The sequence below is a fragment of the Alteromonas algae genome, from assembly GCF_049117195.1.
Lineage (GTDB): Bacteria > Pseudomonadota > Gammaproteobacteria > Enterobacterales > Alteromonadaceae > Alteromonas.
In genome coordinates this window covers 1,156,747-1,180,927 of sequence record NZ_CP185260.1, presented here as the reverse complement: position 1 = coordinate 1,180,927, position 24,181 = coordinate 1,156,747, and the positions used below count along the sequence as shown (strand labels likewise).

Below are 24,181 nucleotides of genomic sequence, written 5' to 3'. Positions count from 1 at the left end.
TTGGGTACATCGAGAATTATAAAACTGGTATCATACCCAAAGAATGCCTCTGCGCCCACGTTAATTTGCATATTGGTTAAGAATGAAAGCGTTTAAAAAAGAACTAAAAGCCATGAAAACGCGCAGCGCGAGTGAACCTGAGATAAAGGAAGAACGCTTCTCGTTTGCTGATGCAATGAAAGGGGTAAAACCACTCGTTCAGGACAAAGTTCCCCCCAACAAACGTGTCGAACTGAATAAAAAGAAGCACAAAGCAATATCTAGCGGGCTAACCCGAAGCAAGCAAGTGTCAGCAACGTTTACGTTTTCCGATATGTATCAAGCCGCACTGCCAAGCGAAGGCCCGGTGCGCTATTGTCGAGACGGCGTGCCAACACACGTATTGAAGCAACTTCGACGGGGCGACTACTCTCCCGAACTCATGCTTGATTTGCACGGTTTAACGCGAGAGTTGGCAAAGCAGGAAATTTCAGCGCTACTTTATACCGCTAAGAAAGAGTCGATACATTGTGTGTCAATTATGCATGGATTTGGTCAAGGTGTGTTAAAAAACGCATTGCCGCACTACCTCGTTCAGCATCCAAGCGTCAATGCGTTTCATCAAGCACCATTAGAATATGGCGGACAGGCGGCACTTCTTGTACTTGTCGACGTGCCCTCACCGTTTGACAAACAATAGCTACTTTTCTAGGTCTGCGCTGTTGTGCATAAACAGGTAGGTGTAATACCCCATCATCGCAACGATAATGAAAATACCCAGCAGTGAGCCCCATACCACAGGATCTTTTAACATAGTCCAAAACATAATCATGCTCCTCATCAAAATCTATATATCTATTGTAAATAAAGGTGTGATGACAGCTATGATCTAGATCAATACTCTTTATGCGCTGAAGCGTCGGTGCACTGGACATTGATCTGAATCAATAACCTTGGGCAGCACCAACATAGGCTAGCTTTCAATTAATTCGTAGGATATCCTTTTTCTTTTGTTTTCCAAGGTATAAAAGCGTGAATCGACATAACTATAAAGCGGCATTGCTGCTGTGCATCGCAACACTCTCGACATCAACGTACGCCACAGTGGTCGAAGTACGCACTGTTGAAGGTGACTTTCAGGTAAACCTATTCGACGAAGCGACACCTCAAACGGTTGAGAATTTTTTGGAGTATGTGAATTCAGGTGCGTATGCCAATAATACCGTACACCGCAGTGCAACCAACTTTGTGATACAAATGGGTGGATTTGCTTATAACGGTGCTTTTCCTCCAGAACCCATCAACACGGGCTTAGCGGTAAGTAACGAACCGGAACTGTCAAACCTTCGCGGTACGATTGCTATGGCAAAAATTGGAGGGAACCCTGACAGCGCAACCTCTCAATTTTATGTTAATCTCGGCGATAACTCCGTGCCTCTAGACACTGATAACGGCGGGTTTAGCGTCTTTGGTCAGGTGATTGGAGACGGTATGGACGTGGTCGAGCGTATCGCAGACCTACCACGATTCAACTTTGGCGTACCATTTAACGAAATACCACTTAGAGATTACTCGGCAGCAGATGCCGGCAATGGTGTGGTGCCAGATGACAGCAACGTGGTGATTATTACTGATATTGTTGTTATTGACAGCGCAACGGTAACAAACCCTGATTTGAACCCTACGCCCAATACCTTAATAAATGCACAACCCCCTACCCAGCCTTCACCAGGCAGTAGTGGCGGTGGTGCGATAAACGTTTTGTTACTCTTGGGCCTTGGCTTAATCAATGTAGGTAGGCGTTGGTCGTCACGTAAAGTAAAGCCATCACGCCGATAGTGGATATGTAGACCGGAATATTGCTTATATGAAAAAGACGAATAGAAATAAAGCAAAATAGTTATTGCAAATAGTTCTCATTTGCAATAATGTAATCCCTGCCTGTTCGACGTTGAGCGAAATTCGGTCTTGGTTTAGCGTCGCTAAGGGAGTAGATAATCGTCTACTCCCTTTTTTTATCTCTCGCTCAAGTTAAGTAAACAACTTCATAAACCAGCCTTTTTGAAGGTCCTCTTCGCATGTTTTTAACTGACTTGCATAACGCAGCGAGCGGGCCTTAACTTTAGCCGCTACCTTTTTTAGCCATGGCTTTCTATCGTACGAACGTCGCGTATAACCGCCCCATCCTTCGTGATAGTTAAGATATTGCGCGTAAGCATCCCATTTTGAAATACCATTTACCTTTTGGGTTTTATAAATAAACCATCCCATAAAGTCGATAGCATCGTCGAAATCGTCACGATCCGCGCCACTATTATCGGTTTCGCGCATGTAATCTTGCCACGTAGGCGTTTTTGCTTGAGAGTAGCCATAAGCAGAGCTAACTCGCCCCCACGGCACTAAGCCGAAAAACACGTAATCTCTGGGTGGTAATGCGTCGTGCCTAAACGAACTTTCTTGATACATCATCGCCATTGGAACGTGTATCGGTACGCCCCATTTGTCTCTGGCATCGGCGGCTGCGTCGTACCAATCCTCTTTTTCGTAAAAAATTTCACACAAGTTACTGCTATTTTTAGGCGGTGTGGTCGCACACCCTGAGATGAATAGCGGAAAAAGGACGACCAAACCTGATAAAAAAATAAACAATTTTTTGAACTTTTGATTCATACGGTGTCTTACTTATAGTTCTAGTAAAATGTGTGTTTCCCTGGAACCCCTTCTATGCCTGACGTCATGTCAGGCATTTTTTTTTGCTGGAAGCTCAGAAAAATACGCTTTAATGAATGTGTCAAAGTCGCTTGAATCAGCCGATTCGATATTCTGTTGTGCCGTTATAGAGCGCCGTGCAGCATCTCTAAAGGCTTCTTCATTCGTGAAGGAGTAATCTACACTTTTCATCTGTGATTGATAGTGTTCAGCGAGCTCTAACCCTAATACACCATTATCTTTGTTATCTTTTAACAAAGCGTCCATTATTTTTCCTGACGGCGTCAATGATGGATCGTTCACTTTCTTTTGTTCAGCTGCAACCGCATCGCGATAGCGATTCGTATCGTTTGCAAGGTCTAGTAGTTCTGCGACTTCATCGAAGGTATCGAACAACGACTTACACCATTCACGCATACTGACTGCTTCGCCCTTTGACGATAACATCAGCGCGGGGTTTCTTCCCTCAAGCACAACACGATTCATGTTGTCTTTTGCTTCGTTTAACTGCGCCTCATCCAAATCGCTGCTTGGCATAAGCAAACAAGAAAGTAAAAAGACATCCAGAAAATCGAATTGGGTTTGAGAAATGCCAATAGAAGAGAATGGATTAACGTCCAGTGCGCGCACTTCGATATAGCTTATCCCTCTTCGTACCAACGCGTCGGTGGGCTTTTCCATTGACTCTGTAGGCTGTTTAGGGCGAATAGGTGAATACAATTCGTTTTCAATTTGCAGTATGTTTTTGCTTAACTGCTGGTAATGCCCGTCTTCTCCTGCAGCAAAGTTCTCAAAACGAGCAGATGGCGTCTCCATTGCACCACGCAGTAACCGAACATAGTTATCAAGCTGGTTGTAACAAATTTTAAGTGATGACTGTTCAGCACTGGTATATCCCAAGTCGCTCATTCTCAGCGACGTAGCATATTCCATGTAGTACGTGCCTTTACCTACCTTTTTAAATGGAAGCGCATGTTCTTTGCCCGTTGGGAAAGAACTGCATAACGCTGGCGATGCGCCGTATAAGAAGGGGATCAGCCAACAGAACCGACGGTAATTTCGAATGAGCGCGAAATAATCTGCTGAGGTTTGGTCCTGACTATGCGTGTTACCATGCAATAACGCCCACTGCTTCCAAAAGGAATCAGGAAACGAAAAGTTAAAATGAACGCCAGCAATGGCTTGCATCATACTGCCGTAACGATTTTTAAGCCCTATTCGGTAAACACGTTTCATTTTACCAACGTTCGACTCACCAAAATAAGCGATAGGAATATCAGCCTCATCTTCAATGAAGCACGGCATGCTCATTGGCCAAATTTTTTCATCGCCAATGTTCTCAATAACATAGCGATGAATATCTTCTAACTGTGAGATCGTTTTTGAAGACGCATTTTCCGGTGGTGTTATAAACTCTAACAATGATTCTGAAAAGTCTGTTGTGATGCAGTCGTGCGTTAATGCCGACCCTAGCGCCTGAGGATGCGGAGTCTGCGCTAATGCACCCGATGGCTTAATTCGAAGCGCCTCTCGCTCAACGCCCCGCTTTATATCTTTTAGCGCGGTGAGAAACTCGGGCGATTTAAGCGCGTCAATACGCTGTTTTAGACTTTTCGATTCTACGGTCAAAATTTATTTCCATGGAAAGATTGTTCCCCTCGTTATGGGGAACAAGTAGCTAAATTCAAGTCACATACGGATGATTATCGGACGCCAAAGGTCGCGCAATAACCAATCAGTTAAGCGCCTTTCTTTCATTTGTCGCTATCGATAGCGAAACAATAGGCATGTTCAATGCCTTAAGTTGCCCTTCGATGGCCGAGTAATCGCCTACAACGATTATTTGCATGGTATCAGTATGCAAATAGTTTTCTGCCAGCGCATTTATTTCTTCAATAGAAATGCCGCGAATAATATCAAGTTGCTCTTTGCGATATTCCTTTTCTAAATTATAGCTATGCAATTGACGCAAAAACCGTGCTTTACTACGAGGTGTTTCAAACTCTAAGGCATCGCCTAACGTAAATGCATTTCGCATAAAGCGCAATTCATCGTCACTCACACCTTGGTCGATATACTGCTGCATTTCGCTAAATATTTCAGTAATGCCCTTCGCAGTATGTTCAGCGGTAAGATCTGTGCTGACTTCGAACCACCCCAGCGTTTTCCCTCCAAGAAAGCCGCTGTTGGCGCCATACGTAATACCTTTGTCTTCTCGCAAGTTAAGATTTATCCGACTGTTAAACCCGCCGCCTAGGGGGAAGTTCATCAAACGTGTTTTAAAATGGTCTCCGGTCACATCAAAAGGTAACGAACGTTGAACGATGTATACAACAGACTGCACCGCATCGGGACTATCAACGACATATATGGTGTTGCTTTTGTGTTCAGGAAAGGGTGCATAGTCAGGAAACGTATAATCTTCTCCTTGCCATTGCCCAACAAAGTCTAACAGAGCCCCTGCCTTTGTTTTATCTAGGTTACCTACAATAACAGCACTGGCTTTGTTCGGAGAGTAGTACTTGTCATAAAACGCTTTGACATCGTCGAGCGTAATTTGTTGGACCGACGCAAGTGTCCCCTCATCTGGCAGGCTCACTCGGTTATCTTCTCCAAAAAGAATAAGATCGCGTGCTCGCCTCGCTAAACTCGACGGTGTTTTGGCTTGCTGCTGTAGGCCTTGTATGACGCGTTCTTTCATTCGAACGAAGTCGTTGTTGTTAAATGCCGGGTTGAAAAGTTTTTCTTTGAGCAAAGCTAGCGTTGGCTCGATGTGCTTTGTTAGTGATGAGACATAAATTTGCGTATAGCGTCCGGCGGCACTTATACGTATAGAGCTGCCTAATTTTGCCAACTCGTTAGCCAACGCTTCATTACTGTAATTAGCCGTTGCTTCATTCATCATTAAACCGGTTAAGTAAGCCGTTCCCGCTTTACCTTTAGGGTCTAGTAACATGCCACCTTCCATACTAATGCTTAACGTTACCGTTGGCGTTTCGTTGGTGGTAATACCCAGAACTGGCATGCCATTTTTAAGACTGGTTTCCCAAAAATTGGGGACGTTAACGATAGGTGCAGGCCCCGCTTTTGGCATCACCGTTCTGTCAAAATCTGATGCAACAGTGCCACTGTAGTCACTCTCGGCATGTTCGACGTTTTCAATCGTTCTTACTGGGCGTGAAAACGTAGGTGTTTTAGACGCGAGTTCTGGCTGCCCCTTAGGAACAACACTCAATATAATACTGTGCTTGTCTTTTACGTATTGATGGTAAACACGCATGATATCTTCTGCCGTTACCGCATTGTAGCGAGCGATATCTTCTGCAACTAAATCAGGTGTGCCATGGAACGTCTCATTCGCGGCAAGGGCTGACACCTTTCCTGATACACTTTGTAGACCGTAGACGGTTGAAGCCTCAATACTTGCTTTGGTGCGCGTAATGTCATCTTGGGTAACGCCTCGGCTTTCAAATTCTTCCAGCGTGTTCTCGATTACGCTTTGCAGTTCGCTCAGCGACGCCACCTTAGCAGGGTTGGCAAGCGCTAATAATTGAAACTCGCAGGCCAATTCGCGACACGGATGTGACACAGCAGCCTGCACTGCCATACCTTCTTTAACTAAGTTCTTATAAAAGAGTGACGTCTTACCGCCACCTAATATATCTGATAACACATCAAGAGGCGCTTCGTCGGGATGGCGTGCGTAAACCGTTGGAAAGGTTATTTGAAGCAACGGTAAATGCACTTTATCTTCTAAGGTAAGATAGCGCGTTTCATTCAGCGTTACAGGTTGTGGCGTAGGTTGTTTTACTTCAGGGCCCGTAGGTATATCACCAAAATATTTTTCTATCCACGCTTTGGTTTCGCCAACATCGATATCACCGCCAATAGTCAACACCGCATTATTGGGCCCATACCAACGGGTAAAAAATGCTTTAAGATCGCTTACATTCACTCTATCTAAGTCTTCGACATAGCCAATAGTCAACCAAGAATAAGGATGTCCCTCTGGATAAAGCGCTTCGCCTATTAGCTCAAATCGAAGTGCATACGGTTGATTATCAACCCGCTGCGCTCGCTCATTTTTTACCGTTTCGCGCTGATTTTCAAACTTGTCCTGATCGACCGCATCTAGCAAAAACCCCATACGATCAGATTCTAACCATAAGACTTTCTCTAGCTGATTAGCAGGTACGGTTTCATAGTAATTCGTTCTGTCGGTGTTAGTGGTTCCGTTTAAGTTACCACCCGCCTCGGTAATGATTTTAAAGTGCTGCTCGTCAGCCACATGCTTTGTTCCCTGAAACATCATATGTTCAAAAAAGTGAGCAAAACCAGACTTCCCTACTTCTTCCCGCGCCGAACCGACATGGTAAGTGACATCCACATGCACCAGCGGGTCGGAATGATCCTCATGCAGGATAACCGTTAGCCCGTTTGCTAGCGTGTATTTCTCGTAAGGTATGCTTACAGAGGTAGAAGTGACTTGTTCGGTTTCCGTGATGCGTTGACATGCACCAACCACAAAAAGGGTACTTAAAACTACTACAACCCGTGTAGCCAGTGTTACTGACATTTGTATTCCTTATACGTTGCCTTAATCAAGCTATTCCCCGAAGATTAACAGACTTTTTAACGCTTTACTTGTTCTAGCTTGCTATGATTGTGTTAATTTATGTGTAACTGAAATACACTAACGGTGCCATAGCCCAGAGGATTTCATATGGATACTTCAGAGAGCGTTTTAGATCTAAAATTCGGATTATCTCAATTAAGCGGTAATAAAACGCTATTGTTAACCCTGTTGAACAAGTTTTCAGACGAATACCGTTCGTTAGACGATGACTTACAGGCGTTCATGCGTAACGAACAATTCGACGATGCCTATTCTCTTATCCATACGCTAAAAGGGGTCACCGGAAACCTAGGTTTATTTGCTCTACATCAGCGAAGTAAATATATCGAAAGCGCGGTAAGAAATGAGCAAACCTTACCCGACGACTATTCTGAATTCGTTGCTTTATTAAACGAAACTATTGATGCCATTAAAGCGGCCAGCAACGAAGACAGTGCACCAATCAGTGAGCAAACGCCGGTTGCACAACAAGCACGAACTCAGCTTTTAAATGCACTAAAGGCCAGTGAATTTATTTCGCAGTCGACGCTCGACAGCTGGCTAGATAACATCGCATTGCCTGCAGATACGCGTGCCGCTGTTGAAGACGCTATCGACGAACTAGATTACGAAACCGCGCTCGCCACACTTGAAGGTACGGCGTGACACCAATACCCGTATTATACGAAAACCACGATATTATCGTTATAAATAAACCTTCTGGCGTTGCGGTGCATGACGCAGAAAAAAGAGCAGCGCTTGGCATCGTAAGCCTACTAAAGGAACAGGGTAAATCCGACGAACTCTATCTTTGCCATCGGCTGGATGCTGGTACGTCTGGTTGCTTATGCCTTGCAAAAAACGCTAAGACAGCTGCAGAAATTGGACGTTTATTCGAAGCCACTGCAATCAGTAAGTATTATCTTGCACTGAGCAAGGCAAAACCTAAAAAGAAACAAGGGGCTGTTATTGGCGATATGAAAAATCGTCGTGGTGGACAGCACATGCTACTTAAAACCCGACATGCGCCAGCTATCACGCAATTTTTTAGTTACTCTGCTAAGCCTGGAATTCGCGGTTTTGTTGTTAAGCCGCATACCGGTAAAACGCACCAAATCAGGGTTGCGCTTAAAAGTATTGGCGCCCCTATATTGGGAGATGATTTATACGCAGGAGAAAGCGCAGAGCGCCTACACCTTCATGCGTGGCAACTCTCTATCCCTTTGTGCACTGGAACAGTAACGACCGTTGCCCCCTTACTAGAACACGCCATGTTTGCCGATAACGAGATAAAAGCGTGGGTAAAAGCCTTACCGCCGCCCGACACTATAAAGTGGCCCGCCTTACCTCAACAAAAAGTAAAAGCGACTGCCCTCCCTCATGACTAAGCTTCACATTGTAGGTACTGGCGCTATCGGTACCCTCATCGCGGCGGGCGCAGAAAAACATGGTGTAGCGTACGCTCGCTACCCAAAATCACGCAGCGCGATACCAGAAACCTTCCATTGGAACGACAACGATATTGTGTCACTTTCATCATCAGCTTCGACACCCACATGTTTACGTCAAGACGACGTAATCGTATTCCCGTTGAAAGTACATCAACTCGAACAAGCGTTAATAACGTGGGCACCTTTTTTAGAAAACCGTCCCCCGGTAGTATTGCTGCATAATGGGTTGGGAGGTTATGAAATAGCGACATCAATTCTTGGTGAAAGCTATCCAATGTTACTTGCCACGACAAGTCATGCAGCATTGAAAGAACCAAAAGGCAGTAGTGTAACCTACACCGGCATAGGCAAGACGCAAATTGGTCTACCTCGCCGTGGTGATATGTCAAAAAATGGCCGGTATCCTCGGTGGGTACAACAAACAACAGCATTACTTAACAAAGCATTGCCCCCCTTTGACTTCGTTGAAGACATTACGCGAGCACTATGGCTGAAGTTGGCGATAAACTGCGTTATCAACCCACTCACTGCGCTTAACGATATGCGCAATAAAGGTGTACTGCTGAACGAATACAACGAGATTCGACACGCTTTGTGCCAGGAGTTTGCACTTGTTGCAGAACAATACGACTTGGTATTTAGTGCACTAGAGTTGGAGAAGCATGTACTGAATGTGGCTTCGTTAACTGGTCAAAATTATTCTAGCATGCACCAAGATATCGCAATGCATCGACATACCGAAATCGATGCCATTAACGGTTACATCGTGTCATTGGCCAATAAAAAAGGCATAAGTGTTCCCACTCATGCCCTTATGGTAGACCGCGTAAAAGGCCTAGCACTTTAACGGCTAGGACTAGACCCGTGCGCTAATGTCCTATTCCCCTTGTGTATCTTCCCCAGCATCTTTTGACACTTGTGGTTTCATGTGCGGGAACAAAATAACGTCTTTAATCGTTGAGCTATCGGTAAACAACATAGCAAGACGGTCTATACCAATCCCTTCCCCGGCTGTCGGTGGTAAACCATACTCAAGGGCTCGAATGTAGTCGTCGTCAAAGTGCATGGCTTCGTCGTCGCCTGCATCTTTCTCTTGCACTTGTTTAGCAAAGCGTTCCGCTTGATCTTCCGGATCGTTTAATTCGCTAAAGCCATTTGCCAGTTCTCGGCCGCCCACGAAAAACTCAAAACGGTCAGTGATGAACGGATTATCGTCGTTTCTACGTGCCAGTGGCGATACTTCCCACGGGTAAGCCGTAATAAACGTTGGCTGTTCAAGTTTTTCTTCGGCCGTCGCCTCAAAAATCTCACACAGATATTTACCTGCGCCCCAAATACCGTCAACGTCTGGCTCTTTAATATGAAGTTGCTTCGCCATCGCTTTAAGCGCAGGCAAATTTGCTTCTGGGTCGCGAATGGCGGCTTCATCAGCTTCTGGCCAGTATTTTAAGATAGCATCGTTCATACTTAAACGTTCGAACGGCTTACCAAAATCATACTGTACTTCGCTAGTAACGTTGCCATCAGTATCTTTTGTGGTATTCGTAATTACGGCACTGCCTAAAATATCTTCTGCTAGGGTGCGAAGCATATCTTCAGTGAGGTTCATTAAATCGTTGTAGTCAGCATAAGCTTGATAGAATTCAAGCATAGTAAACTCAGGGTTGTGACGCGTAGACAAGCCTTCGTTACGGAAATTACGATTAATTTCAAATACGCGCTCAAAGCCGCCAACAACTAAACGTTTTAAGTAAAGTTCAGGCGCGATACGCAAGTACATATCAATGTCTAGCGCATTATGGTGAGTAACGAAAGGCTTGGCAGTTGCTCCACCTGGGATAACCTGCAACATTGGCGTTTCTACTTCTAGGTAGTCGCGCTCTGAAAGGTAATTACGAATACCGTTCACAATTTTGCTGCGGATCATAAACGTTTTACGCGTTTGCTCGCTAGTGATCAAATCAACATAGCGCTGACGATACTTCGTTTCTTGATCACTCAAACCATGAAACTTCTCAGGAAGTGGGCGAAGCGCCTTAGTAAGCAACTCGTACTGTTCCATGTTCACGTAAAGATCACCTTTACCTGATTTATGTAGAACACCCGCTACGCCGATAATGTCGCCGATATCAAGCGCGCCATATTTTGCTTTAAGCGTTTTCTGTGTTTCTTTGTCCGCGTAAGCTTGAATACGTCCGGTCATGTCTTGAAGCAACATGAAAGGACCACGCTTTGCCATAATACGGCCAGCGATACTTACTTTATTGCCCTGTTCTTGCAGTGTTTCTTTGTCGAATTCACCGAACCTTGCTTGTAGTTCATCGGCATAATTTTCGCGACGGAAGCTGTTTGGGAAGCCATTTGCACGGCACTGTTCACGGATAGCACTTAGCTTAGCGCGGCGCTCTGCAATCAATTTATTGTCGTCGATTTGTTGGTCAGTCATAACCTTTCACTTCGTTGTTCGGTTTACAGCCCTGATTTCAGGCTGGCTTCAATGAATTTGTCCAGACCGCCATCTAAAACGGCCTGAGTGTTTCGCGTTTCTACGCCTGTTCGCAAATCTTTAATACGAGAGTCGTCCAATACGTAAGAACGTATTTGGCTGCCCCACCCTATATCTGACTTGCTGTCTTCCATCGCTTGTTTTTCAGCGTTTTGTTTTTGCAGCTCAAACTCATAAAGTTTCGCTTTTAGCTGCTTCATTGCTTGATCTTTGTTTTTGTGTTGCGAGCGGTCATTTTGGCATTGTACAACAATGCCTGTTGGTTCGTGTGTAATACGCACCGCAGAGTCCGTTCGGTTTACGTGCTGACCACCTGCGCCCGAAGCGCGGTAGGTATCAATTCGCAAATCTGAGGGGTCAATATCGATATCAATGTCATCATCGACTTCAGGGTAAACAAACGCTGAAGAAAACGAAGTATGACGACGGTTCCCCGAATCAAACGGCGACTTTCTTACCAGGCGGTGTACGCCGGTCTCAGTGCGTAACCAACCAAACGCATATTCGCCTTGCATACGCAATGTAGCACTTTTAATGCCTGCAACATCGCCATCAGACACTTCGATGAGTTCAGTCTTGAACCCATGCGCCTCGCCCCAGCGTAAATACATGCGTAGCAACATATTAGCCCAGTCTTGCGCTTCTGTTCCGCCCGATCCAGACTGAATATCGATGTAGCAATCGTTGGCATCGTTAGGCCCAGAAAACATGCGTCGAAACTCAAGCTTTTCTAAGTCTTCTAGCAGGCTGTTTAACTCTGTTTGCGCTTCTTCGAAGGTGTCTTCATCTTCAGCTTCAACAGCAAGTTCAACAAGCCCTTCTACGTCTTCAGCGCCTTGCTCAAGTTTATGTATTGTCTCTACAATTTGCTCGAGGGTAACTTTTTCTTTTCCGAGTGCCTGTGCCTTATCAGGTTCATTCCATACATCAGGGCTCTCTAGCTCTCGGCTTACTTCTTCTAAACGCTCTGACTTTGCATCAAAGTCAAAGATACCCCCTAAGCGCATCTGTGCGCTCACGAATATCTTTTATAGCGTTAGTAACGGGGTTTATTTCAAACATAGTCCGCATTTCTACAATAAATTAAGACCGCGAATATTATCGAATTTACGGCAATTTTGATAGCCCTTGGCTTAAATAAAAGGCGATATAACAGCCTTTTACATTTACGTTACAACCCTCTAATTTCTTCAGTAGCGATCTTCACCGTTGTCTTCTAAAAGGGCTTTTTGACACGTTTTTTACCTGTATCACTTGATAAATAAAATTTTAAGCTTACACTTGTGCGCTGAATGAGAGTACAAGTGTACGCTGAATTAAATATTAGGGTAACAAGAATATCGTGTCATCAATACTAACCACACTCAGTAACGCCTTTTTTCACCATACGTCGTGGAAGGGGTATTGGGAGCCTGTCATACAGCGATTTGTGCCCGCGTGGCGCGATGGGTTTTACCGCGCCCAAGTCGCGGACGTAAGTATGTTAAACAGCACGACTGCGGCAGTTACGCTAACCCCAGATAGAGCCTGGCCCATTCACCAAGGCGGTCAGCACATTGGGCTTACGCTAGAAATTAACGGCCGGTTAATCACGAGAGTCTTTACGATTGCCTCAAGTCCATCGACGTTTGAAAACACCGGTACGATCAGATTGGTAACCCGTATCAAGGATGCGGGCTTATTGACGTCTCGTATACCTGCCCTAGAAAAACAACAATGGGTGAATATTTCTGCGCCGCAGGGCGCATTTATCCTACCTCAAGACAATAAACCTACGGTGATGATTGCTGGTGGCTCGGGGATTACACCTTTTATCGCTATGCTCAATGCGCTCACCACTGATAGCGCTGGAACAGAACATATTACCCTGTATTACTTTGCTAAAGAAAATGAGCATGTGCTGAAAGACGAACTTGCGTTAATCGCTAGGACGTTGCCCTCTTTTTCTTATCACCTTTTAAACAGAAAAATTCACGGTGATGTCGAACATCATCTTATCCAACACCCTAATGCGAATTGGCTGGTGTGCGGGCCAGAACCCCTCTATCGTCAAGTGCTCGATTTGGCAACAATCGCCCATTCAGACGTGTACAGCGAGCATTTTGGTGCCACTCCCATGGTTACATCGAATAACGACAATGCCACGTTTGAATTACTGCACAACGGTGAAGCATTAACAATTGCCAGTGAGCAGACGCTGCTTTCCCAACTTCAAGCACAAGACATTCCCGTGACTTATGGCTGCGGCATTGGCATTTGCCATCAATGCCAATGCGTTAAAAAGAAAGGGATAGTAAAAGACACGCGTACCGGTGCGCTATCGGACAATGCAGAGCAACTTATTCAGTTATGCGTCTCTCAGCCAATGAGCGATTTGGAATTAGAAATATGAGTAAACAAAACATGACTAACTACGACAAGCTAGCAACACAACTAGATGCCGTAAAACACGAAGTTAAACAGTCTCTTGGGCAACGTGATGCGGATTATATCCGCCGCGTTATTCTTGCCCAAAGACTTTGTGAATGGAGCGGACGAATTCTAATTATGCTCGGCTTTATTCAACCCTTATTATGGGTAATCGGTGTGCTCAGCCTCGCAATAGCTAAGATACTGGACAATATGGAAATTGGGCATAACGTGATGCACGGTCAATACGACTGGATGAACGATAAACATATTAACTCTCGCCGTTACGAGTGGGACATTGCGTGCGACGGGTCAAGCTGGAACCGTGTCCATAATTATGAGCACCATACCTACACCAATATAATCGGCAAAGATCGCGACTTTGGGTATGGCTTGCTGCGCTTATCAAACGATTTCCGGTGGCGAGTTAAAAATCTATGGCAATTCGCGACCTATATTGTACTAAGCGTGCTATTTCAATGGGGTGTGTCTTATCATGAGATGGCTGCTGAACGGGTATTTTTTGGCAAAAAGAAAGAAAACCGAAAAAACACCATGACGCACAGCGAACTAAAGCGACGATTCTTCAGCAAAGGCGCTCGCCAATTAGTTAAAGATTATGTTTTGTTCCCTTTATTGGCAGGCCCCCTATTCCTATGGGTGTTAGCGGGCAACCTTATTGCCAACTTACTGCGTAATTTGTGGACGTCGACGATTATATTCTGTGGGCACTTTACCGGTGACGTACAAACCTTTAAACAAGAAGAATGCGAAAATGAAACTCAAGGACAATGGTACTACCGCCAAGCGCTTGGCTCATCGAACATAGAAGGTGGAAATCTGTTTCACGTGCTTACTGGCCACTTAAGCTTTCAAATCGAGCATCACTTGTTTCCGGATATTCCCGCAAAACGATATCGCGATATTGCCCCGAAAGTGAAAGCCATCTTTCAAGAACATAACATTCACTACAATACTGGTAGCTTTGCAAGACAGTATGCCAGCGTAGTGCAGCGTATCCTGCGCTTCTCACTTCCTTAAACCTACCGGCGCAATAGAATCTCTATTGCGCCTTCTTAACACACCATAGAAGGCTACTTACGATATTTTGTCGTCTCGCAGCATTTGAAAGCCTAGCCATCCTGCCATCGCACTTGCACTAGTAAGGAAGGTTCCCCACGCCCAATCTATAAGCATAATAAACAACGAAAACCCTTCTATAATACTATACGCGGTAAGGTTATAAGCACCGTAACTGGCAATCCCAAGCAACGCACCATCAATACCCGCATAGAGCAAAGATTTATCTCTATTAGCAACAACCGCTAAAACGAACACCACACCACCGTACATCACATAAAACACCAACCATGGCCATGTAATAAACGAATTGCGGAGTAACCCCTCCATCTCGCGTTGATACCACCCGTCAGCTATTACTCCAAGCCATAAAACGTCGAGGACCGCGAAACAAACAAATATAGCAACAAGCGATAAAACAATGCTTTTTGCATAGCGAATAATGTTTTCTGTCATTGTATAACCTTCCATGAAAGTACTTTACGTAATACTAACGCACCCTGCGCGTAAACGGACTATTCGCACTCAAAAAAATTGAGGAAAGGGTAGCGGCGGTGTGAATGATGAACGACAAGGTCGCACCTTAAAGAACATATCACCTTTAATATTTCTTGAATTACGGATATTCACCGACCATTATATAAATATCTCTGATATATGGTGTAATTGTGTCTTATACCCATAATGTTGGCTCCCTTGGCGTTATTGTGTCGCCAGCGAGTATTATAAAAGCATTTTTTCTCACTTGTGCCCTAGTGGTGATTTCGTTTGCCCATGCGTCAACACTGAGGGTTGGCGTCATACACGACAACGTAGGCGAACGAGAAAACTTCGCTGTTATTAAGGACACATTTGAAGCCGCATACCCCACGATAAAATTAGAAATCAACGGGTATCACACCAACACCTACAAAACCCTAGTGAAAACATGGCTGGAGACACAAACCGGCCCTGATGTGCTTTACTGGTATGGCAGCGAGCGACTCAAGCACTTTGCGCGCACTGACTCGCTTGAAAGCCTGCAAGATGTATGGGAGCAAAACGGGTCTGATGGCTTTTTTTCACCTCAAACGAAAGCCATGTTGAGTGTTAATGACGTGCCCTATGCTGTGCCAATCTCTTATTACCCTTGGACGTTTTTTTATAACGCCGACGTATTTGAGCAGCTCTCGCTATCGCCACCACAAACATGGAGCGCTTTTTTAGAAACCTGTGAACGTTTAAAGCAAGCTAATATTACGCCGATAAATATTGGCTACAAAGCCTCGTGGCCGCTTGGTGCATGGTTTGATTATCTAAACGTTCGAATTAATGGTGCCGCCTTTCATCATCGACTTTTACAAGGCAAGATTAGCTTCAAGCATGAAAAAGTACGAGATGTCCTGGTTAAATGGAAATACCTTGTAGACCAAGATTACTTCCTAAAAGAGGGTGCGTCGTTAGATTGGCATGAACCCATGCCGCTTATGTATCGGGGGCTAACAGGAATGACACTCGCAGGTCAATTTTTATCACCAAGGATCCCACTCCAGGTTCGGCACAAAATAAAAATGTTTTCGTTCCCCGTGCTCACTGTTACCAGTGACAATGCAGTCATTGCCCCTTCAGACGTTTTTATGCTTCGTAAAGGGTCGGTGCAGCAAAAGGCTGCTAAAACGTTCCTTACCTACCTAACAACGCATGCAGTGCAGACCGCCTATAATGAACAGGCAGGTGGATACTCACCGCGTAATGACACGCTCAATAACAAAAATTATTTTATTGAAACAGGCCAGCGTATTTTGCAAGAAGCAGACACGTTAGTCCCGTTCTTTGACCGGCTTGCGCCTGAGGCGTTTGCTACCCCTGCGCTGGCAATAATGTCCGCATTTATGAAACAGCCGGATATAGATATCACGCTTGAAAAGTTTGAAACGCTCCGCCGTAAGCACTTAATAGTAAATGAACCGCCGGAGCCTATTCATTAGCCTTTTTCGGAATTAAACCCAAAGCTATGGTGATTAGCTTGCCGACGTATCTTTAGCGGGAAAGAACTTTTTCTTGAGCCAAACAAGCGGCAAGAATAAAACAAACCAAAACTTTTTCAAAAAGACTAATGCGACTGCAAACAACCCTGTTTTTGCCAACACCTTACCTGCTATTAGGCCACCAATTCCGTAAGCAGCAACATCATCAATGTCTGGATTAAACTGGCTATATTTGTGACCGTCATTAAATTGCACCATGGCTAATACCTCATCTCGAGCAGCATTCACTTCGTCTAGCTGGTCCATGCTGGCAATAAAGTTCATCACTAAATACCCTTGTCGACCTAATGCCCGAACATTATAGTTCAACGTATTTTGTTGGCTTTCTCCAAACTTAATTTCTTTAGCCCAATATAATTTATGTGTGCCTTTATCATAATAGGGTTTTTCGGCCCACCCTATAAGCGCAATACTCGGATAGCCTTCCTCTTCTCGCCATTGCGACTCTTCTTGCACGTCCGATTTCATTTCAGCCAATAAGTCAGCGTAATCGATGTCTTCTACATTATCATCTGACACATAACCATCGTCGGCATATTCTATTGTCACTCCCCATGACGCATTGTCTAACACCTGATATTTCGTTGGAAATAACATGCCAAGCATGGCCTCACCTTCGGGGTTTCCCCAGGCGTCTTCTAAAACACGCTTTGTGTCTGCCGGTGATAAATAAAAATAGTCTTCTGGCACCGTGAGCGTTGCTTTACCACCGGGTAACGCAATTTCGCCGGTTTCATAGGTGAGTGACGCTTCAAATTCTTGCGCCCATTTTTCAAATTTTTGTTGTGCGATTGCCTCTTCAGATAAACCCACTTCTTCGATAGCGGTATTTTCTGTTTGCAATGCTTCTTGAGGGTTTGGTAAATCAACTGCTAGCGCATTCGCGAAAATTGACGAGGAGAAATAAAGTGCTACACCCACACATAGGCAGTATTTTATAGTATTCATATCACGTTCCTTGTTGTTGTTATTATTTTTACCCTAGCGTATACCATAATTATGACGAGAGGCAATGTATAGTCGTTAACATCATACGCCTCGTTCATGCTTACACTTTTCTTTAGCAACCAACGCGTTATACGTCGATTCACTGTACTAATAAGCACGTGACACTACTTTTTACAGGTTTTTAGATAGCAAAAAGCGCAGCATAATGGCTGCGCTTTTATTAACGTATCGGAGGCGTTTACACTACGCGCACAGAGTGCGCGCTCTACTGACCTAGCTTACGTGTTAACTCAGCGGTTTCTTTGCCTAAGTTTTTAAGTTGCTTGATGGTTTTTGCATCTGTCACCTCACCGCTGTCATTCATCAGGGTATTGACGTTGGCAATTGCCTTTTGATTAGGGTTAACAATAACCCCAATATTCTCTAACAGCATACGTAATACAACTAGCACTCGCATACCGCCTAGCCCACCAGCAGACGCAGCCATAATACCCGCAACCTTTCCGCGATATGCCTGCAACGGTTTTTCTCCCTCAGACATACGAGATGCCCAATCAAGCGCATTTTTTAGTAGCGCAGGGTAGCTAGAGTTATATTCTGGCGATGCGATAAGAAAGCCGTCATGAGACATCAACAACGCTTTAAACGCTAACGCACGCTCTGGAATACCGAACTCAGCTTCTTCATCTTCATTAAAAATAGGCATTGCATAATCAGCTAAATCGATGACGGTTACTTCTGCGCCGGCTTCTCTTGCCCCTTCTGCTGCAACATTTACGATTGCGTGATTAAATGAACCGCGTCGCGTACTGCCTGCAAATGCTAATATCTTTGTCATTATTGCTTATCCTTAATTTAAAAAGGCCGACACAACTGTCAGCCCTTTTCACATAGCGATTAACGTAGTTGTACCTTACAGACTACATTTTTTCTAGTGTTTCAATACCTAACAGTGTCAAACCCTGTTGTAACGTATTGGCAACTAAAGCTGACAATGCTAAACGGCTGTCACGTACGTTTAGATCAATACCGTCTTTCAACATTGGGCACGCCTCATAAAACGTCATAAATGACGATGCGACATCATACAGGTAGGTACACAATAAGTGCGGCGTTGCTTCCCGTGATACCATGCTAATAACTTCTTCAAATTGAAGAAGAAGTACAGCTAGATGATGTTCTTGTTTCTCACTAATAGTGATGTCTGTGGGCTGAGTTTCAATTGCCACATTTGCTTTTCTAAAGAGACTCTTCACACGAGTGTATGCATATTGTAAATAAGGTGCAGTGTTGCCCTCAAAACTTAGCATCGAGTCCCAGTTAAACATGTAATCTGTTGTTCGGTTTTTAGAAAGGTCAGCATATTTAACTGCACCAATACCTACTTTGCGCGCGACTTCGTTAAGCTCATCTTCGCTCAAGTCATTGTCACGTTCAGCAATCAGTTTGCCTGCACGTTCTACGGCTTCATCAAGCAGCTCAACCAATTTAACAGTACCGCCGGTTCTGGTTTTAAACGGCTTGCCGTCTTTACCTAGCATCATACCGAACGGACAGTGTTCATACGTTTGCTCTTTAGCCATAAACCCAGCTTTACGACCAACGATTTCAGTTTGCTTGAAATGAAGGGCCTGACGAGCGTCAGTGAGAATAAGGGTTCTGTCTGCATTAAGCTTACCACTGCGGTAACGCATTGCAGCAAGGTCGGTTGTGGCATACAAGTATCCACCACCAGATTTCTGGACAATGTATACCGCCGGATTCCCTTCTTTATCGGCAAGTTCAGGAATAAACACAACTTGCGCACCTTGGTCTTCGACCGCAATGCCTTTAGCTTGCAAATCTGCAATAACATTTGCTAAATCATCGTTATAGGCAGACTCACCCATAATGTCTTTGCGTGTCAGGCTAACGTTAAGCTTCTCATACACTTCTTCTGAATGCGCAATTGACACATCAATGAACTTCTCCCACAAGGCGAGACACTGAGCATCACCACCTTGCAGCTTAACGACATATTCTCTGGCGCGATCTGCAAACCCTTCTTCTTCGTCAAAACGTACTTTCGCTTCACGATAGAAGTCTTCCAAATCAGATAGCGCAGTTTCAGCAACTTCTTCTTGCAACTTATCTGATAAATGCGCTAGCAACATACCAAACTGTGTGCCCCAGTCACCCATGTGATTCTGACGAATAACATTGTGCCCTAAAAATTCTAGAACCTTGACTACTGCGTCGCCAATGATGGTGGTACGTAAGTGTCCCACGTGCATTTCTTTTGCAAGGTTTGGCGAAGAATAGTCGACAACAATATTTTGTTCTGCGCTTTTAGCTATGCCTAAACGTGGGTCGCTAAGCGACTGTTCACACTGACTTGCTAGCCATGCGTTGTCTAGATGGATATTAATAAACCCTGGTCCCGCGATTTCTAATTTACTCGCGACATCATTTAACGAGACGGTTTCGACAATTTTTTCTGCAATATCACGGGGCTTTTGTTTCAGCTGTTTCGCTAGCGCCATTGCGCCATTAAATTGGTATTCGCCAAACTCTGGACGAGCACTGCGCGATACAGGAATTGGCGAATTTTCAACGCCCATTTTTTCTAACGCTTCAGTGAAACGGGTAACTAGTAATGCATGTATATTCATAATGGTATCTTAATTTTCGCGCGTATTCGTAAACTTGATGTCAGGGTAACGCTCTTGCGCTAGCTGCAAATTCACCATTGTTGGTGCAATATAAGTGAGATTATCACCGCCATCTAAAGCAAGATTTTGTTGGCCTTTACGACGGAATTCATCAAGCTTTTTCTCGCTATCTGAATACACCCATCGCGCAGTGCTTACATTAATATGCTCATAAAGCGCATCAACGTTGTACTCGGCTTTCAAGCGAGCAACAACCACGTCGAACTGCAGCACACCCACGGCACCAACAATAAGATCATTGTTAGCAAGAGGACGGAACACTTGAACCGCGCCTTCTTCTGACAATTGAATAAGGCCTTTAAGCAATTGCTTTTGCTTCAACGGGTCTTTCAAGCGAATTCGCTTGAACAGTTCTGGCGCAAAGTTTGGAATACCGGTAAACCGATAATCGTCGCCTGCGGTAAACGTATCGCCGATACGGATGGTGCCATGGTTGTGCAAACCTATGATATCGCCAGCATACGCCTGCTCAAGCAATGAGCGATCGCCCGCGAGGAACGTCAATGCATCAGAGATTCGCACCTCTTTACCCAGTCGGGTATGGCGCATTTTCATGCCTTTTTCATACTTACCTGACACTATGCGACAAAACGCTATTCGGTCGCGATGCTTCGGGTCCATATTCGCCTGAATCTTAAATACAAACCCGCTAAATTTTTTGTCGGTACTTTCTACCGCACCGTTTTCATGCTCTCGCCCTTGGGGCTCAGGTGCCCACTCAACAAGGCCATCAAGCATGTGATCCACACCAAAGTTGCCCAATGCCGTTCCAAAGAATACGGGAGTAAGCTGGCCTTCAAGAAACAACTCTTTGTCAAAGTCGTTAGATGCGCCGCGAACAAGCTCCAGCTCATCGCGTAGTATTGACGCTAAGTCCGAGCCCACTGCTTCATCCAGTTCGGGGTTATCTAACCCTTTTATGATACGAAGATCTTGAATGGTGTGACCCAACCCACTTTGGTACAAAATGGTTTCGTCGCGATACAGGTGATATACGCCTTTAAAGCTCTTACCGCAGCCAATTGGCCATGTAATAGGGGCACACAGAATATCAAGTTCGGTTTCTACTTCGTCAAGCACTTCTAATGGATCACGTATATCGCGGTCGAGCTTGTTCATAAAAGTAAGGATTGGTGTGTCGCGAAGACGGGTGACTTCCATCAACTTGCGGGTTCTATCTTCCACCCCTTTTGCTGCATCAATGACCATCAAGCATGAATCGACTGCAGTAAGCGTACGGTACGTATCTTCTGAGAAGTCTTCGTGCCCTGGGGTATCTAGCAGGTTGACGAGGTGGTCGCTGTAAGGAAATTGCATAACAGAGGTGGTTACTGAGATACCACGTTCTTTTTCCATTTCCATCCAGTCTGACTTTGCATGCTGGCCTGATTTTTTACCCTTTACCGTGCCTGCAGTTTGTAACGCACGACCGAACAACAACACTTTTTCAGTGATGGTTGTTTTACCCGCATCAGGGTGCGATATAATTGCGAACGTGCGTCGCTTTTTAATCTCTTCTAGAAGCTTTTGTTCTGACATTAATTGTTATCTTTTCGTTCTATAGGTAGATGCGTTTTCAATTGAAAACGTGTATTTTCTTGGCAAAGTGTATTTACCGAAAAGCGCATCGTACAAGCGTGGTGTTTAATTGCGCGGATTTTAGCATTTTACGCAAGGTAACAGTAGACCAATTGGCAAGAATTATCTGGATAATAAGGCGCTCACTACAACGAGAAAAGCACCGCTTTCGCGTATCAATGGCATGCCTTTTTTAGGATTTGTTTTTCCCCAATGTAACGCTAAGCAACTCAGTACTCTACATTTTTTAATCTTTCTCCGAATTTTTTAGAATTGCTAGCACGTGTTTTGTGCTATATTTTTAGCCAGGTTGATAGACGCTCTAGCTGCCTTGCCTGTTGTGCGAAATAAAAGCTCGAACAATCACCGTTAACGATAAGGACGTTCCATGCTTAGGCTTCTGCCTATTTTCTTTGTACTGTTTGTCGGATTGCAATCCTCAGCAAATGCTGTAAGCGTTACTTTTGACGACAAATCAACTGCATTATATATAAATCAGGCTGTTGAGTTTACGGTTACAAGCGATGATGTGCTGACGGGCGAAGAAACATGGTCATCGGATATTACCGATGTAAAGCGTAATACATCTGACTATGTACACTTTCGAGTAACCATAATAAACGGCTACGACGCTGCAGTGCCATTATGGTTTTCGATTGGATTTCCAGCGATAAAACAACTATTCGTAACCGACGGGGTAAACCGTTGGACGACCGGAGACGCCCTACCTTTTACAAGCCGCCCGGTATTGGTTCCAAATTATCACTTCCCTACTCTCTTACCTGCAAGCGGTAGCCTTAAGCTATACGGCCACATGCAGGGAGAAATTTTACGGCATGATTTTTTTGTTACCACCCCAGAGTATGGGAACAACCTCTACGTAGACATGTTACAACGAGACATGACATTCTTCGGTGCCATGATAATCCTAACGGTACTTTGTTTAGTAGTATTTTGGATAAGTAAAAAATACGCATTTTTGAGCTTTGCCGTTTTTATTTTTGCGACAACATTTTGGTTTTTTCGCGTTTTTGGGTATGCATTTAAAATACTGTGGCCCGCATTTCCGCAGCTCAACGATATTTCGTATGCAATCAGTATATATTCAGTTTTACTTGCCTCTTTTTTTGTATTAACCGCTACGCTTAAAAGGTCTAACGGAACCATTTATGGTTACAACGCGATACGTTACTCGTGTATTGCGCTTCCTTTCGTTGGTGTCGTGATATGGCAATTCGTAAGTTTAGACGCCGCCTTGCGCCTTCCTGTCATACTGTTTATGCCCTTTATGTTACTTGCTATTACCGTGCTTTATAAAGAGCATCGTTCAGGGTCGGGAACAGCAAAGTGGCTGGCCGCAGCACTGTTCCCTGTAACGACCAGCACAATCTTACTCATTCTGTTTACGCTGTTTAATGTGAACCTACCGATGGAGCCAATTGCTACGTTCATGTTTGGCCTATTAGCGACATGTACCTTTATGGTGGTAATGACGTCTAACTATTTATTCAAATTACTGCAAAAAGAACGCGATGCTGAAAAAGCGCTATCTAAGCTTAAAAGCGAACAAGCCGCGAACCTTGAAGCATTGGTGCGAGAACGAACGCAAGCGTTAGAAGCATCGAACAAGATGCTTAACGAACTGGCCTTGCGGGATACGCTTACAAACCTTCCAAACAGGCGAAGTGTAGATTTATTCGTTGATGACAGTTTTACTGTTGATAAAGCACATGATGACATTGCAGTAGCGCTGATTGATTTAGACCATTTCAAAGATATTAATGATACGTATGGTCACGACGTGGGCGATAGTGTGCTGATTGCCGTTGCCGACATTCTCCAGACGCTAAACAACGAAAGCTGCATAGCTGGGCGCTTTGGGGGCGAGGAGTTTGCGATTGTGCAACGTGGCGCCTCGCACGAAAAATTTGCCGACACGCTATTGCGAGTGCATATTGCCATTAACGCTTTAGTGTTCAAAGCGCACCCTAAAATTCGTGTTGGGGCCTGCATCGGCTGGACAATGTGTCACAGCGCATCTCAAATTGTGAAGTCGTTTAGACGCGCAGATAGGGCCTTGTACCAAGCAAAAGATGATGGACGCAACCTCATCATTTATGCGCCAAAAAAATCACCCTCAAACAAAAGCAACACATAGGTAGTGCCTA

General features: G+C 44.6%; 20 protein-coding genes. 9 read left to right on the top strand and 11 right to left on the bottom strand.

Features of this window, described 5'->3' with window-relative positions:
- Window positions 1-112 precede the first annotated feature (112 nt).
- Window positions 113-679, top strand: a complete 567-nt coding sequence (gene smrB, locus ACOJRU_RS05270; protein WP_421134723.1) for an endonuclease SmrB — start codon at window positions 113-115, stop codon at window positions 677-679.
- Here the strand turns inward: smrB and ACOJRU_RS05265 are convergent, their stop codons facing one another.
- On the bottom strand, window positions 680-805 hold the full coding sequence (locus tag ACOJRU_RS05265) for a hypothetical protein (protein ID WP_421133997.1): 126 nt from the start codon (window positions 803-805) through the stop codon (window positions 680-682).
- Between the two features lie 206 nt (window positions 806-1,011).
- Between ACOJRU_RS05265 and ACOJRU_RS05260 the strand changes: the two genes are divergently transcribed.
- Window positions 1,012-1,818 (top strand): peptidylprolyl isomerase, encoded by an 807-nt coding sequence (locus ACOJRU_RS05260; protein WP_421133996.1) that lies wholly within the window; start codon window positions 1,012-1,014, stop codon window positions 1,816-1,818.
- Window positions 1,819-2,010: 192 nt separating this feature from the next.
- Here the strand turns inward: ACOJRU_RS05260 and ACOJRU_RS05255 are convergent, their stop codons facing one another.
- The 3 genes from ACOJRU_RS05255 to ACOJRU_RS05245 form a co-directional block, all read right to left on the bottom strand.
- Window positions 2,011-2,649 carry a hypothetical protein gene (locus ACOJRU_RS05255; protein WP_421133995.1) on the bottom strand — a complete coding sequence of 213 codons (639 nt, stop codon included), beginning with the start codon at window positions 2,647-2,649 and terminating at the stop codon, window positions 2,011-2,013.
- Between the two features lie 69 nt (window positions 2,650-2,718).
- Window positions 2,719-4,317: a glutamate--cysteine ligase gene (gene gshA / locus ACOJRU_RS05250; RefSeq protein ID WP_421133994.1), complete on the bottom strand. Its 1,599-nt coding sequence runs from the start codon at window positions 4,315-4,317 to the stop codon at window positions 2,719-2,721.
- Window positions 4,318-4,423: 106 nt separating this feature from the next.
- The gene (locus ACOJRU_RS05245; protein ID WP_421133993.1) at window positions 4,424-7,264 is read right to left on the bottom strand and encodes a M16 family metallopeptidase; all 2,841 of its coding nucleotides are present in this window, start codon (window positions 7,262-7,264) and stop codon (window positions 4,424-4,426) included.
- 147 nt (window positions 7,265-7,411) lie between these two features.
- Here ACOJRU_RS05245 and ACOJRU_RS05240 point away from each other — a divergent pair, with 147 nt between their 5' ends.
- The 3 genes from ACOJRU_RS05240 to ACOJRU_RS05230 are packed head-to-tail and all read left to right on the top strand — an operon-like array spanning window position 7,412 to window position 9,601.
- A complete protein-coding gene (locus ACOJRU_RS05240; RefSeq protein WP_421133992.1) occupies window positions 7,412-7,969 on the top strand; it encodes an Hpt domain-containing protein in 558 nt (185 codons plus the stop codon).
- Window positions 7,966-8,691 (top strand): pseudouridine synthase, encoded by a 726-nt coding sequence (locus ACOJRU_RS05235; protein ID WP_421133991.1) that lies wholly within the window; start codon window positions 7,966-7,968, stop codon window positions 8,689-8,691. The genes ACOJRU_RS05240 and ACOJRU_RS05235 overlap by 4 nt, the downstream gene beginning before the upstream one ends.
- Window positions 8,684-9,601 (top strand): ketopantoate reductase family protein, encoded by a 918-nt coding sequence (locus ACOJRU_RS05230; protein ID WP_421133990.1) that lies wholly within the window; start codon window positions 8,684-8,686, stop codon window positions 9,599-9,601. The genes ACOJRU_RS05235 and ACOJRU_RS05230 overlap by 8 nt, the downstream gene beginning before the upstream one ends.
- 30 nt (window positions 9,602-9,631) lie before the next feature.
- Here ACOJRU_RS05230 and lysS read toward each other — a convergent pair whose 3' ends face one another.
- On the bottom strand, window positions 9,632-11,200 hold the full coding sequence (gene lysS, locus ACOJRU_RS05225) for a lysine--tRNA ligase (RefSeq protein WP_421133989.1): 1,569 nt from the start codon (window positions 11,198-11,200) through the stop codon (window positions 9,632-9,634).
- A gap of 23 nt (window positions 11,201-11,223) precedes the next feature.
- Window positions 11,224-12,322 (bottom strand): peptide chain release factor 2 gene (gene prfB / locus ACOJRU_RS05220; protein WP_421133988.1). Its coding sequence is split into 2 segments (ribosomal slippage): window positions 11,224-12,246 and window positions 12,248-12,322, totalling 1,098 coding nucleotides; the frame shifts between segments, so codons are not numbered across the junction.
- Between the two features lie 280 nt (window positions 12,323-12,602).
- Between prfB and ACOJRU_RS05215 the strand changes: the two genes are divergently transcribed.
- Both ACOJRU_RS05215 and ACOJRU_RS05210 read left to right on the top strand, forming a co-directional pair.
- Window positions 12,603-13,652 (top strand): flavin reductase family protein, encoded by a 1,050-nt coding sequence (locus ACOJRU_RS05215; RefSeq protein ID WP_421133987.1) that lies wholly within the window; start codon window positions 12,603-12,605, stop codon window positions 13,650-13,652.
- Window positions 13,649-14,710 (top strand): fatty acid desaturase family protein, encoded by a 1,062-nt coding sequence (locus ACOJRU_RS05210; RefSeq protein WP_421133986.1) that lies wholly within the window; start codon window positions 13,649-13,651, stop codon window positions 14,708-14,710. Before ACOJRU_RS05215 ends, ACOJRU_RS05210 begins: the two co-directional genes overlap by 4 nt.
- 57 nt (window positions 14,711-14,767) lie before the next feature.
- On the opposite strand, the gene ACOJRU_RS05205 is transcribed toward ACOJRU_RS05210, so the two are convergent.
- Window positions 14,768-15,205: a DUF2177 family protein gene (locus ACOJRU_RS05205; protein WP_421133985.1), complete on the bottom strand. Its 438-nt coding sequence runs from the start codon at window positions 15,203-15,205 to the stop codon at window positions 14,768-14,770.
- A 212-nt stretch (window positions 15,206-15,417) separates the two neighbouring features.
- Here ACOJRU_RS05205 and ACOJRU_RS05200 point away from each other — a divergent pair, with 212 nt between their 5' ends.
- Window positions 15,418-16,716, top strand: coding sequence for an ABC transporter substrate-binding protein (locus ACOJRU_RS05200; protein ID WP_421133984.1), 1,299 nt, complete (start codon window positions 15,418-15,420; stop codon window positions 16,714-16,716).
- Window positions 16,717-16,749: 33 nt separating this feature from the next.
- On the opposite strand, the gene ACOJRU_RS05195 is transcribed toward ACOJRU_RS05200, so the two are convergent.
- The 4 genes from ACOJRU_RS05195 to prfC form a co-directional block, all read right to left on the bottom strand.
- Window positions 16,750-17,724, bottom strand: a complete 975-nt coding sequence (locus tag ACOJRU_RS05195) for a DUF2167 domain-containing protein (protein WP_421133983.1) — start codon at window positions 17,722-17,724, stop codon at window positions 16,750-16,752.
- A 265-nt stretch (window positions 17,725-17,989) separates the two neighbouring features.
- A complete protein-coding gene (locus tag ACOJRU_RS05190; RefSeq protein ID WP_421133982.1) occupies window positions 17,990-18,562 on the bottom strand; it encodes an NADPH-dependent FMN reductase in 573 nt (190 codons plus the stop codon).
- An 82-nt stretch (window positions 18,563-18,644) separates the two neighbouring features.
- Window positions 18,645-20,375 (bottom strand): arginine--tRNA ligase, encoded by a 1,731-nt coding sequence (gene argS, locus ACOJRU_RS05185; RefSeq protein ID WP_421133981.1) that lies wholly within the window; start codon window positions 20,373-20,375, stop codon window positions 18,645-18,647.
- A 9-nt stretch (window positions 20,376-20,384) separates the two neighbouring features.
- A complete protein-coding gene (prfC, locus tag ACOJRU_RS05180; protein WP_421133980.1) occupies window positions 20,385-21,974 on the bottom strand; it encodes a peptide chain release factor 3 in 1,590 nt (529 codons plus the stop codon).
- A 427-nt stretch (window positions 21,975-22,401) separates the two neighbouring features.
- Between prfC and ACOJRU_RS05175 the strand changes: the two genes are divergently transcribed.
- Window positions 22,402-24,171, top strand: a complete 1,770-nt coding sequence (locus tag ACOJRU_RS05175) for a diguanylate cyclase (protein ID WP_421133979.1) — start codon at window positions 22,402-22,404, stop codon at window positions 24,169-24,171.
- Window positions 24,172-24,181 lie beyond the last annotated feature (10 nt).